Origin of the sequence: Pseudomonas sp. Irchel s3a12 (assembly GCF_900187485.1) — a bacterium.
GTDB classification, from domain to species: domain Bacteria; phylum Pseudomonadota; class Gammaproteobacteria; order Pseudomonadales; family Pseudomonadaceae; genus Aquipseudomonas; species Aquipseudomonas neuropathica.
Map to the genome: position 1 here is coordinate 1 of NZ_FYDN01000013.1, position 14,715 is coordinate 14,715.

Here is a 14,715-nt window from a genome sequence, read left to right on the forward strand (position 1 = left end):
TTAAGATCTTTCGCCTCAACCGAGGCGCGCATTCTACAGCAGCCTCATTTGCTGTCAAGTGATTATTTTCAGAAGTTTTCGAAGAATTCTTCAACAACTTCAACCACTTGCGCTTCCGATCTCTCGTCAGCGGGAGGCGAATTCTACAGCGTTACACGCTGCTGTCAACACCTCTTTTTCAACTTCCTTCTGACTTCGATGAACTGAAGCAACCTGCCGCCGAAACCTACATAACTCATTGAATATCAAGGAGTTTTCCGTTTCGACTGCGCCGGAAGTCGGGCGAATTATAGACATCTGAAATTCGCCGTCAACACTTATTTTCATAATTCTGTCACATCGGTCACCCCCCCCCCGAAAACACGAAAGCCGACCCCAAGGGGTCGGCCTTCGTTGCATCGCCCCTCTACTTACAAGCTAGGGAACGCGAACTGCGAAGCCTCATGGCTGGCACGCTGCGGCCAGCGCTGGGTGATCGCCTTGCGACGGGTATAGAAGCGCACACCATCCGGACCATAAGCGTGCAGGTCACCGAACAGCGAACGCTTCCAGCCGCCGAAGCTGTGGTAAGCCACCGGCACCGGCAGCGGCACGTTGACGCCAACCATGCCGACTTCGATCTCGTCGCAGAACAGACGCGCCGCCTCACCGTCACGGGTGAAGATGCAGGTGCCATTGCCGTATTCGTGATCGTTGATCAGTTGCATTGCCTCTTCCAGGCTGTTCACGCGAACGATGCACAGTACCGGGCCGAAGATCTCTTCTTTATAGATGCGCATTTGCGGGGTGACGTTGTCGAACAGACAGCCACCGAGGAAGAAGCCTTCTTCATGACCGGCCACGCTGAAACCACGACCGTCGACCACCAGGGTCGCGCCCGCTGCCACGCCGTCATCAACGTAACCGCTGACTTTGTCACGCGCTTGCCCGGTCACCAGTGGGCCCATGTCCAGACCGCACGAAGTACCGGCACCGATTTTCAGTGCCTTGATCTGTGGAACCAGTTTGGCCACCAGTGCATCCGCTACCTGGTCACCCACACACACGGCCACCGAAATCGCCATGCAGCGCTCACCGCACGAACCATAAGCCGCGCCCATCAGTGCGCTGACCGCGTTGTCCAGATCGGCATCCGGCATCAGCACGGCATGGTTCTTCGCGCCGCCCAGTGCCTGGACGCGCTTGCCGCGCTTGGTGCCTTCGGCATAGATGTACTCGGCAATCGGCGTCGAGCCAACGAAGCTCAGCGCTTTGACTTCCGGCGCTTCGATCAGCGCGTCCACCGCCGTCTTGTCACCGTGCACCACGCTCATCACGCCTTTCGGCAGACCGGCTTCCAGCAACAACTGAGCGATCAGCAGTGTCGAGCTTGGATCACGCTCGGACGGTTTGAGGATGAAGCAGTTGCCGCAGACGATCGCCAGTGGATACATCCACAGCGGCACCATGGCCGGGAAGTTAAACGGGGTGATACCGGCAACAATGCCCAGCGGCTGGAAGTCCGACCATGCGTCGATGTTCGGGCCGACGTTGCGGCTGTACTCGCCCTTGAGGATTTCCGGGGCAGCGCAAGCGAACTCGACGTTCTCGATACCACGCTTCAGTTCACCGGCGGCGTCTTCCAGGGTCTTGCCGTGTTCTTCGCTGATCAATTGCGAGATGCGTGCTTCGTTCTGCTCCAGCAGTTGCTTGAAGCGGAACATCACCTGCGCACGCTTGGCCGGTGGCGTGTTGCGCCAGGCCGGGAACGCAGCCTTGGCGGCATCGATGGCTTTCTGGATGGTGGCCTGGCTGGCCAGTGGCAGCTTATGGATAGCCTGACCAGTGGACGGATTGAACACATCAACCGCGCGACCGTTCTCGGTCACCAGTTCGCCATTGATCAAATGCGGGATAACGCTCATCGAAAACTCCTGAATTCTTGTCCACGGGCACACGTTAAGGAGTGCCCGTTTTTGTAGGTATATATAGAAGGAAAAATCAGTCGAGCTTGTTCAGCACTTCGCCGACCGCGTCGAACAGACGATCGAGGTCTTGTGGCTTGCTGTTGAAAGTCGGGCCGAACTGCAAGGTGTCGCCGCCGAAGCGTACGTAGAACCCGGCTTTCCACAGGGCCATGCCGGCTTCGAACGGACGCACGATGGCGTCACCGTCACGCGGGGCAATCTGGATCGCACCGGCCAGACCGAAGTTACGGATGTCGATAACGTTCTTCGAACCTTTCAGCCCGTGCAGCGCGTTTTCAAAATGCGGTGCGACTTCTGCAACGCTCTGTACCAGGTTTTCCTTTTGCAGCAGGTCGAGAGCCGCCAGGCCAGCGGCACAAGCCACCGGGTGTGCCGAGTAGGTGTAGCCGTGTGGAAATTCCACGGCGTATTCCGGGGTCGGCTGGTTCATGAAGGTCTGGTAGATCTCGGAGCTGGCAATCACCGCGCCCATCGGGATCGCGCCGTTGGTGACTTGCTTGGCGATGCACATCAGATCCGGGGTCACGCCAAAGGTGTCGGCGCCGAACATATTGCCGGTGCGGCCGAAACCGGTGATCACTTCGTCGAACACCAACAGGATGCTGTGCTGATCGCAGATTTCGCGCAGACGTTTCAGGTAACCCTGTGGCGGAACCAGTACACCAGCGGAACCGGCCATAGGCTCTACGAATACCGCGGCGATATTCGAAGCATCGTGCAGCTCAATCAGTTTCAGCAGTTCATCGGCCAAGGCGATACCGCCCTGCTCCGGCATGCCACGGGAGAAGGCATTGCTCGCCAGCAGCGTGTGCGGCAGGTGATCGACATCCATCATCGCCTGACCGAACAGCTTACGGTTGCCGTTGACGCCGCCAAGGCTGGTGCCGGCGATGTTCACGCCGTGGTAGCCGCGGGCACGGCCGATCATTTTGGTTTTTGTGGCCTGACCTTTCAGGCGCCAGTAGGCACGGACCATTTTCACCGCAGTGTCAGCGCACTCGGAACCGGAGTCGGTGAAGAACACGTGGTTGAGGTTGCCCGGGGTCAGCTCGGTGATCTTCTCGGCCAATTGGAACGACAGCGGGTGGCCGTACTGGAAGCCCGGCGAGTAATCGAGGGTGCCCAATTGTTTGGAAACCGCTTCCTGAATTTCCTTGCGGGTGTGGCCGGCGCCGCAGGTCCACAGCCCGGACAGCGAGTCGTATACCCGGCGGCCTTTGTCGTCGATCAGCCAACTGCCTTCAGCACCAACGATCAGTCGCGGGTCGCGCTGGAAGTTGCGGTTGGCGGTGTACGGCATCCAGTGCGCGTCCAGCTTCAGTTGGCTGGCCAGTGGCGACGGCGCGTTTTCAGGCATGTTCATCGGGCAAAACCTCGCAGGGCATAAGCATCAGGGAGATAAAAAGCGTTGTTGCAGCTAAATTGCCACGGGGATAAAGTCGGTGAAATCCAACTCTTCTAACCTTCAGTTAGGACTTTGCTAAACAATGAGAACAATAAGATGAGCAGTCGCCGCCCCGATCCGCTAGCCCAGGTGAGTGACTTTGATATTCGCCTGCTGCGGATTTTTCGCAGCGTGGTGGAGTGCGGCGGCTTCTCGGCGGCGGAAACCGTGCTCGGCATCGGTCGCTCGGCGATCAGTCAGCAGATGAGCGATCTTGAACAGCGCCTTGGCTTGCGCTTGTGTCAGCGCGGGCGCGCCGGTTTTTCGCTGACCGAAGAAGGACGCGAGGTCTATCAATCGGCGCTGCAACTATTAAGTGCGCTGGAAAGCTTTCGCACCGAAGTCAACGGCCTGCACCAGCATCTGCGGGGTGAGTTGATCATTGGCCTGACCGACAACCTCGTCACCCTGCCCCACATGCGCATCACCCACGCCCTCGCTCAGTTAAAGGAACGCGGGCCGGATGTGCAGATCCAGATCCGCATGATTGCGCCCAATGAAGTCGAGCAAGGCGTGCTCGATGGGCGTCTGCATGTCGGCGTGGTACCGCAGGCCAGTGCGTTGTCGGGTCTGGAATATCAGCCGTTGTACAGCGAGCGTTCGCTGCTTTATTGCGCTGTTGGTCACCCGCTGTTTTATGTCGATGACAAGCAACTCGATGACGAGCGCCTGAATAGTCAGGACGCGATTGCGCCGACTTTTCGTTTGCCGGCGGATATTCAGGCGCATTACCAGGCGCTCAATTGCACGGCCAGCGCTTCGGACCGGGAAGGCATGGCGTTTTTGATTTTGACCGGGCGTTACATTGGGTATCTGCCGGATCATTACGCCAGTCTTTGGGTGCAGCAGGGGCGTTTGCGTGCTTTGAAAGCAGGAACGCGGTTTTACGATTTGAGTCTGGCATCGGTCACGCGCAAGGGGCGGCGCCCTCATTTGGTGCTGGAGAGCTTTTTGGAGAGTTTGGCGGCGACGCGTTGATCGGGATTGCGATGTTGGTGAAGTACAGCAAGATCAAGGGATCGCAGCCTTCGGCAGCTCCTACAGAGAGAATAAACTGAGCAAGTGGACAGGTTTTTGCAGAGAGGGAATTACTTCGTTCCTCTGATAAGAAGCCTTAAGCCATGCAGCCAGATTCCGCACCGTCCAGCGACCTGATCTACGGCCTCAACGACCGCCCCAAACCCGCTGCTGCAATTCTTGCCGCGCTGCAGCACGTGCTCGCCAGTTTCGTTGGCATCATCACCCCACCATTAGTGATCGGCTCGGCCCTCGGGCTGACTGCGCATTTGCCTTATCTGATCAGCATGGCCTTGATGGTCTCGGGCGTCGGCACGTTTATTCAGGCGCGGCGACCATTCGGGATCGGCGCGGGAATGATCTGTCTGCAAGGCACCAGTTTCGCCTTTCTCGGTGCGGTGCTCTCCGCTGGTTTTCTGGTCAAGCAGCGCGGCGGCAGCCCGGAAGACATTCTGGCGATGATTTTCGGTGTGTGCTTTTTCGGCGCAATCGTGCAGATCGTTCTCAGCCGTTTCATCGGTCAACTGCGTCGCGTGGTTACGCCGCTGGTGACCGGGATCGTCATCACCCTCATTGGCATCAGCCTGATCAAGGTCGGCATCACCGATCTGGGCGGTGGCTTCAACGCGCCGGACTTCGGTGCGCCGGGCAATCTGGCGCTGGGCGTGTTTGTGTTGCTGACGATCATTCTGCTTAACCGCTCGAATACGCCATGGGTGCGGCTGTCGGCGATCATCATCGGACTGTTGCTCGGTAGCCTGGCCGCTTGGTTCAGTGGAAAACTGCTGCCGCAACCGTTGCCTGATTTACCGCTGGTGAGTTTTCCTACGCCGTTCAGGTTTGGATTCAGCTTTGACTGGACAGCGTTCCTGCCGGTCGCGCTGATTTATCTGATCAGCACCATCGAAACCGTCGGCGACCTCACTGCCAACTGCATGCTCGCCCGCCAGCCGATCAGCGGCCCTTCTTATATAAGCCGCCTGCGCGGTGGCGTACTCGGCGATGGCGTCAGCTGCATGATCGCCGCGACCTTCAGCGCTTTTCCCAATACTACGTTCGCGCAGAACAACGGCGTGATTCAGTTGACCGGCGTCGCCAGCCGCTACGTCGGGCTGTACATCGGCGCGATTCTGTTTTGCCTCGGCTTGTTCCCGATGATCGGCGCGGTGCTGCAACAGATTCCGAAACCGGTGCTCGGCGGCGCGACCCTGGTGATGTTCGGCGCGGTGGCGGCTGCCGGTGTGCGCATCCTCGCGCAGTCGCCGCTGGATCGACGCAGCATGTTGATCATCGCCACATCGTTCGGCGTCGGCCTGGGCATCGCCGCACAACCGACCCTGCTACACCTGCTGCCGAAACTGGTGCAGAACCTGTTTGATTCGGCGATCACCAGCGGCGGCCTGACCGCAATCATCCTGTGCCTGCTGCTGCCGGAGTCGAAAACCGAGGCCGCTGAAGCGCACGCGCCGCTGAACAAGATCGAACAGGCGTAACGGTTTTATCGCGCAAAGACTTGTCGGATGCCTGTGGGTGCGCTATCAACGCAACTGGTTGCACCCACAGACAAACCCGGAAGTGCCTATGACCTTTGAAGTCCCAGCCCATGGCGGCAAACCCGCCAGCCGCATTCGTCAGAAAAACGAAGAGACCATTCTCAAAGCCGCCGAAGACGAGTTCGCCCGTCACGGGTACAAAGGCACCAGCATGAACACCATCGCGCAGAATGCCGGGTTGCCCAAGGCGAACCTGCATTACTACTTCACCAACAAGCTTGGCTTGTACGTGGCGGTGCTGAGCAACATCATCGAGTTGTGGGACAGCACCTTCAACACCCTCACCGCCGAAGACGATCCGGCCGAAGCGCTGACTCGCTACATCCGCGCCAAGATGGAATTCTCCCGCCGTCAGCCGCAGGCCTCGCGAATCTTTGCGATGGAAGTGATCAGCGGTGGTGAATGCCTGACCGAATATTTCAATCAGGATTACCGCGCCTGGTTCACTGGCCGTGCGGCGGTGTTTCAGGCGTGGATCGATGCGGGCAAAATGGACGCGGTCGATCCGGTGCACCTGATCTTCCTGTTGTGGGGCAGCACCCAGCACTATGCCGACTTTGCGACGCAAATCTGCCGCGTCAGCGGTCGCAGCAAGCTGACCAAGCAGGACATGGAAGACGCCGGCAACAACCTGATCCGCATTATTCTCAAAGGCTGCGGCCTCACTCCTCCTCTATAAGACGTTTATGCCTTTCACCCTCAGCGGTTTTTGCGAGTACCGCGAAGAGATTCGCAAAAGCCGCTTTATCACCTTCGCCACGCCGATCGGCAGCCCTGCCGAGGCGCAGGCGTTCTTCGAGCAACACAGCGACTTGAATGCCTCGCACAATTGCTGGGCGTGGAAGCTCGGCGATCAATATCGCAGCAATGACGACGGCGAGCCGGGCGGCACGGCGGGTCGGCCGATTCTCGCGGCAATTGAGGCGCAGGATTGCGATCAGGTCGCGGTGCTGGTGATTCGTTGGTACGGCGGCATTCAACTTGGGACTGGTGGGTTGGCCCGGGCTTATGGCGGTGGCGCGAACAAGTGCCTGCAAACGGCGGCGAAGGTTGAGTTGATCAGTCGGGTGCCGTTGAGTTGCGCTTGCGGGTTTGCCGAGTTGGCGTTGGTGAAGTTGCGCGTTGCCGATCTGGGTGGGTTGGTGGTGGAGGAGAACTTTACCGCCAATGGCGTTGAGTTGAAGTTGGCGGTGGGCGAAGCGCAAATCGATGTCTTGCAAACTCAACTAGCCGATTTGAGTCGTGGGCGGATTTTGCTTCAACGATAAAAGATCAAAAGATCGTCCGATCGCGGCCCGAGCGTTCCGCAGCTCCTACAGGGGAACGCATTTCAAATGTAGGAGCTGCCGAAAGCTGCGATCTTTTGGGGCGATCCCGAATTTCCTTATTCCACAGAGTTGCCCACATCGGCTGTGCACCCGACTGTGGATAACCTGAGTACATTCCGCTGTAACCCTTCTGTCACGTGGCTTTGCGCGGTTTGTTCACTTTTCGTTCAATTCTCCCGACGAAACGAAATTTTCAAACAGAAACAGTCAGTTAGCGCGGTTTATCACCATTAGAAGAAAGCACCGCAGTGCTTATGCCCGGGTTTGCAGCTTGCGCACAATAACTGTGGAACAAGCTGTGGATAACCCGTTCATGGCTGGCGCAGTCGCTGGATCCATCTAGCCCCCAAGGGATTGCTCGTTTTTTGATCATATCGCGACGGGCAAAACTGGCGCCCGAGCAACGGCTTTGCTCTGAATTGGTGCCATCGTCGTACGTGATTCGGCCTTCAATGCTCTATACCGAGTGCTGCCACACGCGGCCCGCTCGCGTTCCTGACTCAATGGCCAGGAAATTGCTTTATCCACAGGCACAACTCCAAGCAAGTCGAGCCTGTCATGCCAATTGCTTCCAACACCCCGCGCCTGCAACTGCGCCACATCAGCAAACGCTACCCCGGTTGTCTGGCCAACGATGCCATCGACCTGAGCATCACGCCCGGTGAAATTCACGCCCTGCTCGGTGAAAACGGTGCGGGCAAAAGTACGTTGATGAAGATTATCTACGGCGTCACCCAAGCCGATGCCGGCGAGATGCTTTGGCAAGGTCAGCCGGTGAATATCCGCAACCCGGCCCAGGCGCGGCAGTTGGGTATCGGCATGGTGTTCCAGCATTTCTCACTATTCGAAACCCTCAGCGTGGCGCAAAACATTGCTTTGGCGATGGGCGCAGCAGCCGGCACGCCGAAACAACTGGAACCGAAGATTCGTGAAGTGTCGCGCCGTTATGGCATGGCGCTGGAGCCGGAGCGACTTGTCCACAGCCTGTCGATCGGCGAGCGGCAACGGGTGGAGATCATTCGTTGCCTGATGCAGGACATTCGCCTGCTGATTCTCGATGAGCCAACCTCAGTGCTGACGCCGCAAGAGGCCGGCGAATTGTTCATCACCCTGCGCCGCCTCGCCGCCGAAGGCTGTAGCATTCTGTTTATCAGCCACAAACTCGCTGAAGTGCGCGCGTTGTGCCACAGCGCGACTGTTCTGCGCGGTGGGCGCGTGGCCGGGCATTGTCTGCCAGCGGAGTGCTCGGATCAGCAATTGGCGCAGATGATGGTCGGCGAAGCGGCGGCGTTGATTGGCGACTATCCGAAGGTCAGCGGCGGCGCGACGTTTTTGCAGGTGAAGGGCTTGAGTTGGCACAACCCGGATCCGTTCGGCTGCTCGCTGACTGACATTGATGTGCAAGTGCGCAGCGGTGAAATCGTCGGCATCGCCGGGGTCGCGGGCAACGGTCAGGATGAATTGCTCGCCCTGCTCAGTGGCGAACACACCTTGCCTCGGGTAGAAGCGGCAACCATTCGATTCGCTGAGCAGAACGTCGCCGATTTGCGCCCGGATGCCCGTCGCAAACTGGGTCTGGCTTTCGTCCCCGCCGAACGCCTCGGGCACGGCGCGGTGCCGGAATTGAGTCTGGCGGACAACGCCCTGCTGACGGCTTTCCAGCAAGGCTTGGTCAGCAACGGGCTAATCCAGCGCGGTAAAGTCGAAGCCCTCGCCCAACAGATCATTCAACGCTTCGGCGTAAAAACTCCGGACACGCAAACCGCCGCGCGCAGCTTGTCCGGCGGCAACCTGCAGAAATTCATCCTCGGTCGGGAAATTCTTCAGCAACCGAAACTGCTGATCGCTGCGCACCCAACCTGGGGCGTCGACGTCGGCGCGGCCGCGACCATTCACCGTGCGCTGATCGCGCTGCGCGATGCCGGCGCGGCGATTCTGGTGATCTCCGAAGACCTCGACGAATTGTTCCAGATCAGCGACCGCCTCGGCGCGCTGTGCGGTGGACGTTTGTCGGCACTGCAAGACACCAGCAAGACACAACTCAGCGAAGTTGGCGGCTGGATGGCCGGCCAGTTCGACCACGCCCCTTCAGCCGCCACGGTTTAACGGAGTTTTCCACATGCTGCTTTCCCTCGAACCCCGTGGCCAGCAATCGCGCCTGATGCTGTGGTGCTCGCCGTTATTGGCGGCAGCGCTGACGCTCGGTTGCGGCTCGCTGCTGTTTATCGCTCTCGGCCACGACCCGCTGCAAACCTTGCACACGCTACTGATCGCGCCGGTCAGCGATTTGTATGGCGTCTCCGAATTATTGGTCAAGGCGCTGCCGATTCTGCTCTGCGCACTGGGCCTGGCGGTGGCGTATCAGGCGCGGATCTGGAACATCGGCGCCGAAGGTCAATTGCTCCTCGGCGCTCTCGCCGGCAGCGCTTTGGCGGTGAACATCATCGATATGCAAAGTCGTTGGGCGCTGGTGTTGATTCTGCTCACCGGCACCCTCGCCGGCGCGGCGTGGGCCGGGCTGACGGCGTGGTTGCGCACGCGCTTCAACGCCAACGAAATTCTCACCAGCATCATGCTCAATTACATCGCGCTGAATCTGCTGCTGTTCTGCGTGCACGGGCCGCTGAAGGATCCCGCCGGGTTCAACTTTCCCGAGTCGGCGATGTTCGGTGACGCCAGCCGTTTGCCGCTGTTGATGGAGGATGGCCGCGTGCACGCCGGGGTGTATTTCGCCCTGCTCGCACTGGTCGCGGTGTGGGTGTTGTTGCAGAAAAGTTTTGTCGGGTTCCAGATCAAAGTGCTTGGGCTGGACAAGCGCGCGGCGGGGTTCGTCGGCTTTCGCGAGAAGCGTTTGATCTGGCTGGCGCTGTTGATCAGCGGCGGCTTGGCCGGGCTCGCAGGTGTCTGCGAAGTCACCGGGCCGATTGGCCAATTGGTGCCGCAGGTGTCGCCAGGTTACGGCTATGCGGCAATCACCGTGGCGTTTCTCGGACGCCTCAATCCGATCGGAATTCTGTTTTCCAGCCTGTTGATGGCGCTGTTGTACATCGGTGGCGAGAGCGCGCAAATGAGCCTGAATATGCCGCAGGCGATCACCCAGTTGTTTCAGGGAATGATGCTGTTTTTCCTGCTCGCCTGTGACGTGTTGATTCTCTATCGGCCACGCCTGAACCTGCGCTGGGTGAAGCGCACGTCGACCACCGCCGTAACCGCCGGAGCGCTGTGATGGATATCGATCTGTTGAGCAATATTTTCTACGCCATGGTGCGTTGCGGCACGCCGTTGTTGCTGGTGGCGCTGGGGGAATTGATCTGCGAGAAGAGCGGCGTGCTCAACCTCGGGCAGGAAGGGATGATGCTGTTTGGCGCGGTGATCGGTTTTATCGTCGCACTCAACAGCGGCAACCTGTGGCTTGGCGTGTTGCTGGCGATGCTGGCCGGGATGTTGTTGTCGTCGCTGTTTGCGCTAGTGGCGTTGGTGTTCAACGCCAATCAGGTAGCAACCGGATTGGCGCTGACAATTTTTGGTGTCGGGCTGTCGACCTTTGTCGGCGCAGCTTGGGTCGGTAAACCACTGGCCGGTTTTGAGCCGTTGGCGATTCCTTATCTGAGTGAGATTCCGCTGATCGGGCGGATGCTGTTTGCTCAGGATTTGCTGGTGTATCTGTCGTTCGCGCTGTTTGCGCTGGTGGCGTGGGTGATTATCAAAAGTCGTGTCGGGTTGATCATTCAAGCGGTCGGCGAGAATCCGGATGCGGCCAGTGCGATGGGTTTGCCGGTGTTGACGGTACGTACGCTGGCGGTGCTGTTTGGCGGGGCGATGGCCGGGTTGGCCGGGGCTTATTTGTCGCTGGCGTATACGCCGATGTGGGCGGAAAACATGACCGCCGGGCGTGGCTGGATCGCCCTGGCGCTGGTGGTGTTTGCCAGTTGGCGGGTGTGGCGGTTGTTGCTCGGGGCTTATTTGTTCGGCCTCGCCAGCATCCTGCACTTGGTGGCGCAGGGGTTGGGGCTGGCGATTCCGTCGAGTCTGCTGGCGATGCTGCCGTATGTGGCGACGATTGTGGTGTTGGTGTTGTTGTCGCGCGATGCGCTGCGCACAAGATTGTATGCGCCGGTTTCGCTTGGGCAGCCTTGGCAGGCGGGGCATTAATGTAGTGATGTCAATGGCCCCATCGCTGGCAAGCCAGCTCCCACAGGTTTAGTGCTGATCACAAATTTTGCGCACTACTCGGACACTGTGGGAGCTGGCTTGCCAGCGATGAGGCCCTCACAGGCAACACCTGAGCAACGCCCCACGCCAGTTCGAAGACCAGAAAAACAATCAGAATCGAACTGGCACCGTGGAGCAAGGCATACGCCTGCCAAGCCGCAAACAGAAACCGCCCCACCGCGTCATACCGTCCATAAAGCGCCTGCGGATCACGAATCCGCAGCACCGCCCACACGCACACCACCGAGCCCAGCAGATTCGCCATCAACAGGTGCACAGGCGCAAACGCCGGCAGTTCACCGGGCAAATTCAGCGCGGTCAAAAATCCATGCAAAGCGGCAAAACTCCACGGCGTGGCAAATGCCACCGTGACGATCAGGTCATACCAGGCACTGCCAAGCACCACATTGCGATACTGCGTTGAAGTCCACATCATCCATGCTCCGCAAAATTCAGGGAGCAAGCACGGTAAAGCCTGGAGTATGCTCCAGGGTCAATAGCCTTTTTGAGAGCCCGCATGCGCATCGGTGAACTAGCCCAAGCCTGCGCCGTCAGCCGTGACACGCTGCGCTTCTACGAGCAGCGCGGGCTGATTGCCGCGCAACGCCGTGCCAACGGTTACCGCGACTATCCGCCAGACATGGTGCAACTGGTGCTCTATATCAAAACCGCGCAACGCCTGGGATTTACCCTCGGCGAGATCAGTGACAGCGTTGCCGCGCTGTGGAACGCCCCCAACCCGGACAACGCCGTGGCGCAGTTGCTGCGCGACAAACTGCAACTGATCGAAACCCGAATGCGCGAGCTCGACACGCTGCGGCAAGAGTTGCAACTTCGCCTCGGTCAGGCCTGTCCATTGAATCCATGATCCTCATTCATCAAGGAAGCCCATCATGTCTGCAAAAAACGCACTGATCATCGGCGCCTCCCGGGGCCTTGGCCTCGGTCTGGTGAAAACCCTGCTGGCCGACGGCTGGCAAGTCACCGCCACCGTGCGCAATCCGCAAAACGCCGAGGCGCTGCAAGCGCTGGGCAAGGTGCGGATCGAGAAGCTCGACATGGATGACCAGCAAGCGGTGATCGCCCTGAGTCAGCAGCTCAAGGGCGAAACATTTGACCTGCTGTTCGTCAACGCCGGGGTCAAAGGCCCGGCAGATCAGACCCCGGGCGGCGCGACACTGGCCGAAGTCGGTCAGCTATTTTTCACCAACGCGGTGGCACCGATCAATCTGGCCCAGCGGTTTGTCGGGCAAATCCGCGATGGCAGCGGCGTGCTGGCGTTCATGAGTTCCGGACTGGGCAGCGTCACCGTACCCGACGCACCGGAGCTGGCGTTGTACAAGGCCAGCAAGGCTGCGCTGAACTCGATGACCAACAGTTTTGTCACGCAATTGGGCGAGCAGAAAATGACCGTGTTGTCGCTGCATCCGGGTTGGGTGAAGACCGATATGGGCGGCGAAGGGGCTGACCTTGATGTGGAAACCAGCACCCGTGGATTGATTGATCAGGTGAATGCGTACACCGGCAAGGGCGGACATCACTTCATCAATTACAAGGGCGAAACGATTCCCTGGTAATTGATGATCCCCTGTAGGAGCTGCCGAAGGCTGCGATCTTTTGATTTTTTTTAAGATCAAAAGATCGCAGCCTTCGGCAGCTCCTACAGGGGTTGTGTATTTTGGTGATGTTGTCCTGTCGGGTTGGGCTTGCCCGGCGTGGCAATTTGTTTGAAACTGCGCACCTCGTCCCTCGCGGCGACCCTGGATCAGCAGACAGGGCATCACTGAGCTGGCAACCCTGAACCCCATTTTCAGAGGAGCCGGCAGCATGCCCGCGACCCGTACCTGGTTAAAAAATCCCCTCGCCATTTTCACCTCCAACGAGCTTGATGCCCGTGGCGGTCTTGTCGTGCAAGACGGTGTCATTGTCGAAGTCCTCGCCGCTGGCCAACAGCCGTCGGCGCCGTGCAATGCAGTGTTCGATGCCCGTGAACATGTGATCCTGCCGGGCCTGATCAACACCCACCATCACTTCTATCAAACCCTGACTCGCGCATGGGCGCCGGTGGTCAATCAGCCGTTGTTCCCGTGGCTGAAAACCCTGTACCCGGTCTGGGCGCGCCTGACGCCAGAAAAACTCGCGCTCGCCACCAAAGTCGCTTTGGCCGAACTGCTGCTGTCGGGCTGCACCACTGCGGCCGACCACCACTACCTGTTCCCGGACGGTCTGGAAAACGCCATCGATGTGCAAGTCGAAAGCGTGCGTGAACTGGGCATGCGCGCCATGCTCACTCGCGGTTCGATGAGCCTCGGCGAGAAGGACGGCGGTCTGCCGCCGCAGCAGACCGTGCAGGAGGGTCAGGTGATTCTCGACGACAGTCAGCGCCTGATTCACGAGTACCACGAACGTGGCGATGGCGCGCAAATCCAGATCGCGCTGGCGCCGTGCTCGCCGTTCTCGGTGACCCCGGAAATCATGTCGGCCAGCGCCGAACTGGCGAACAATCTGGACGTGCGTCTACACACGCACTTGGCCGAAACCCTCGATGAAGAAGATTTCTGCCTGCAGCGTTTCGGCCTGCGCACCGTCGACTATCTCGACAGCGTCGGCTGGCTCGGCTCGCGCACCTGGCTGGCCCACGGCATCCACTTCAACCCGGACGAAATCGCGCGTCTCGGCCAGGCCGGCACCGGTATTTGCCATTGCCCGAGTTCGAACATGCGTCTGGCCTCCGGCATTTGCCCAAGTATCGATCTGACTGACGCGGGTGCGCTGTTTGGTCTGGGCGTCGACGGTTCAGCGTCCAACGATGCGTCGAACATGATTCTCGAAGCGCGTCAGGCGTTGTACATCCAGCGTCTGCGTTACGGCGCCGAGAAGATCACCCCGGAACGCGTGCTGGGCTGGGCGACCAAAGGTTCGGCGAGTCTGTTGGGGCGCACCGACATTGGTGAGCTGGCGGTGGGCAAGCAGGCGGATCTGGCGTTGTTCAAGCTCGATGAGCTGCGCTTCTCCGGTAGCCATGACCCGATTTCGGCGTTGCTGTTGTGCGGTGCCGATCGTGCGGATCGGGTGATGATTGGCGGCAAGTGGCGCGTGGTCGATGGCCAGGTTGAGGGTCTTGATCTGAAAGGCCTGATCGCCGATCACAGCCAAGCGGCACGCCAGTTGATCGCCGGTACCTGATCCCCTCC

General features: G+C 59.3%; 13 protein-coding genes. 10 read left to right on the plus strand and 3 right to left on the minus strand.

From position 1 onward, the window contains the following. Positions 1–410: 410 nt before the first annotated feature. Positions 411–1,904, minus strand: coding sequence for a CoA-acylating methylmalonate-semialdehyde dehydrogenase (locus CKW14_RS21185; protein ID WP_095047405.1), 1,494 nt, complete (start codon positions 1,902–1,904; stop codon positions 411–413). A 76-nt stretch (positions 1,905–1,980) separates the two neighbouring features. Continuing rightward, positions 1,981–3,330 carry an aspartate aminotransferase family protein gene (locus tag CKW14_RS21190; protein WP_095047404.1) on the minus strand — a complete coding sequence of 450 codons (1,350 nt, stop codon included), beginning with the start codon at positions 3,328–3,330 and terminating at the stop codon, positions 1,981–1,983. A 138-nt stretch (positions 3,331–3,468) separates the two neighbouring features. On the opposite strand from CKW14_RS21190, the gene CKW14_RS21195 reads away from it, so the two are divergent. The 7 genes from CKW14_RS21195 (at position 3,469) to CKW14_RS21225 (ending at position 11,461) form a co-directional block, all read left to right on the plus strand. Further along, positions 3,469–4,389, plus strand: coding sequence for a LysR family transcriptional regulator (locus CKW14_RS21195; RefSeq protein WP_053116962.1), 921 nt, complete (start codon positions 3,469–3,471; stop codon positions 4,387–4,389). Positions 4,390–4,532: 143 nt separating this feature from the next. Further along, positions 4,533–5,921, plus strand: coding sequence for a uracil-xanthine permease family protein (locus tag CKW14_RS21200; protein ID WP_095047403.1), 1,389 nt, complete (start codon positions 4,533–4,535; stop codon positions 5,919–5,921). Between the two features lie 88 nt (positions 5,922–6,009). Next, complete coding sequence (locus tag CKW14_RS21205; RefSeq protein WP_064387743.1) at positions 6,010–6,660, plus strand: TetR/AcrR family transcriptional regulator; 651 nt, start codon at positions 6,010–6,012, stop codon at positions 6,658–6,660. Positions 6,661–6,667: 7 nt separating this feature from the next. Beyond that, on the plus strand, positions 6,668–7,249 hold the full coding sequence (locus tag CKW14_RS21210) for a YigZ family protein (protein WP_095126084.1): 582 nt from the start codon (positions 6,668–6,670) through the stop codon (positions 7,247–7,249). A 618-nt stretch (positions 7,250–7,867) separates the two neighbouring features. Next, on the plus strand, positions 7,868–9,415 hold the full coding sequence (locus CKW14_RS21215) for an ABC transporter ATP-binding protein (protein WP_095126085.1): 1,548 nt from the start codon (positions 7,868–7,870) through the stop codon (positions 9,413–9,415). Positions 9,416–9,428: 13 nt separating this feature from the next. After that, positions 9,429–10,535, plus strand: a complete 1,107-nt coding sequence (locus tag CKW14_RS21220; protein ID WP_095126086.1) for an ABC transporter permease — start codon at positions 9,429–9,431, stop codon at positions 10,533–10,535. Next, positions 10,535–11,461, plus strand: a complete 927-nt coding sequence (locus tag CKW14_RS21225; protein ID WP_064118442.1) for an ABC transporter permease — start codon at positions 10,535–10,537, stop codon at positions 11,459–11,461. The genes CKW14_RS21220 and CKW14_RS21225 overlap by 1 nt, the downstream gene beginning before the upstream one ends. 58 nt (positions 11,462–11,519) lie before the next feature. Here CKW14_RS21225 and CKW14_RS21230 read toward each other — a convergent pair whose 3' ends face one another. Beyond that, the gene (locus CKW14_RS21230) at positions 11,520–11,954 is read right to left on the minus strand and encodes a hypothetical protein (RefSeq protein WP_095126151.1); all 435 of its coding nucleotides are present in this window, start codon (positions 11,952–11,954) and stop codon (positions 11,520–11,522) included. 84 nt (positions 11,955–12,038) lie between these two features. Between CKW14_RS21230 and CKW14_RS21235 the strand changes: the two genes are divergently transcribed. The 3 genes from CKW14_RS21235 to CKW14_RS21245 all read left to right on the plus strand — a co-directional run bounded on the left by CKW14_RS21235 (position 12,039) and on the right by CKW14_RS21245 (position 14,707). Beyond that, positions 12,039–12,389 (plus strand): MerR family transcriptional regulator, encoded by a 351-nt coding sequence (locus CKW14_RS21235; protein WP_093430322.1) that lies wholly within the window; start codon positions 12,039–12,041, stop codon positions 12,387–12,389. A 22-nt stretch (positions 12,390–12,411) separates the two neighbouring features. Then, a complete protein-coding gene (locus tag CKW14_RS21240) occupies positions 12,412–13,098 on the plus strand; it encodes an SDR family oxidoreductase (protein WP_086935984.1) in 687 nt (228 codons plus the stop codon). 250 nt (positions 13,099–13,348) lie between these two features. After that, positions 13,349–14,707 carry an 8-oxoguanine deaminase gene (locus CKW14_RS21245; protein ID WP_095047399.1) on the plus strand — a complete coding sequence of 453 codons (1,359 nt, stop codon included), beginning with the start codon at positions 13,349–13,351 and terminating at the stop codon, positions 14,705–14,707. Positions 14,708–14,715 lie beyond the last annotated feature (8 nt).

Coding starts and splice junctions, on each gene's coding strand:
- CKW14_RS21185 (WP_095047405.1), bottom strand. CDS start 1,904: ATGAGCGTTATCCCGCATTTGATCAATGGCGAACTGGTGACCGAGAAC.
- CKW14_RS21190 (WP_095047404.1), bottom strand. CDS start 3,330: ATGAACATGCCTGAAAACGCGCCGTCGCCACTGGCCAGCCAACTGAAG.
- CKW14_RS21195 (WP_053116962.1), top strand. CDS start 3,469: ATGAGCAGTCGCCGCCCCGATCCGCTAGCCCAGGTGAGTGACTTTGAT.
- CKW14_RS21200 (WP_095047403.1), top strand. CDS start 4,533: ATGCAGCCAGATTCCGCACCGTCCAGCGACCTGATCTACGGCCTCAAC.
- CKW14_RS21205 (WP_064387743.1), top strand. CDS start 6,010: ATGACCTTTGAAGTCCCAGCCCATGGCGGCAAACCCGCCAGCCGCATT.
- CKW14_RS21210 (WP_095126084.1), top strand. CDS start 6,668: ATGCCTTTCACCCTCAGCGGTTTTTGCGAGTACCGCGAAGAGATTCGC.
- CKW14_RS21215 (WP_095126085.1), top strand. CDS start 7,868: ATGCCAATTGCTTCCAACACCCCGCGCCTGCAACTGCGCCACATCAGC.
- CKW14_RS21220 (WP_095126086.1), top strand. CDS start 9,429: ATGCTGCTTTCCCTCGAACCCCGTGGCCAGCAATCGCGCCTGATGCTG.
- CKW14_RS21225 (WP_064118442.1), top strand. CDS start 10,535: ATGGATATCGATCTGTTGAGCAATATTTTCTACGCCATGGTGCGTTGC.
- CKW14_RS21230 (WP_095126151.1), bottom strand. CDS start 11,954: ATGTGGACTTCAACGCAGTATCGCAATGTGGTGCTTGGCAGTGCCTGG.
- CKW14_RS21235 (WP_093430322.1), top strand. CDS start 12,039: ATGCGCATCGGTGAACTAGCCCAAGCCTGCGCCGTCAGCCGTGACACG.
- CKW14_RS21245 (WP_095047399.1), top strand. CDS start 13,349: ATGCCCGCGACCCGTACCTGGTTAAAAAATCCCCTCGCCATTTTCACC.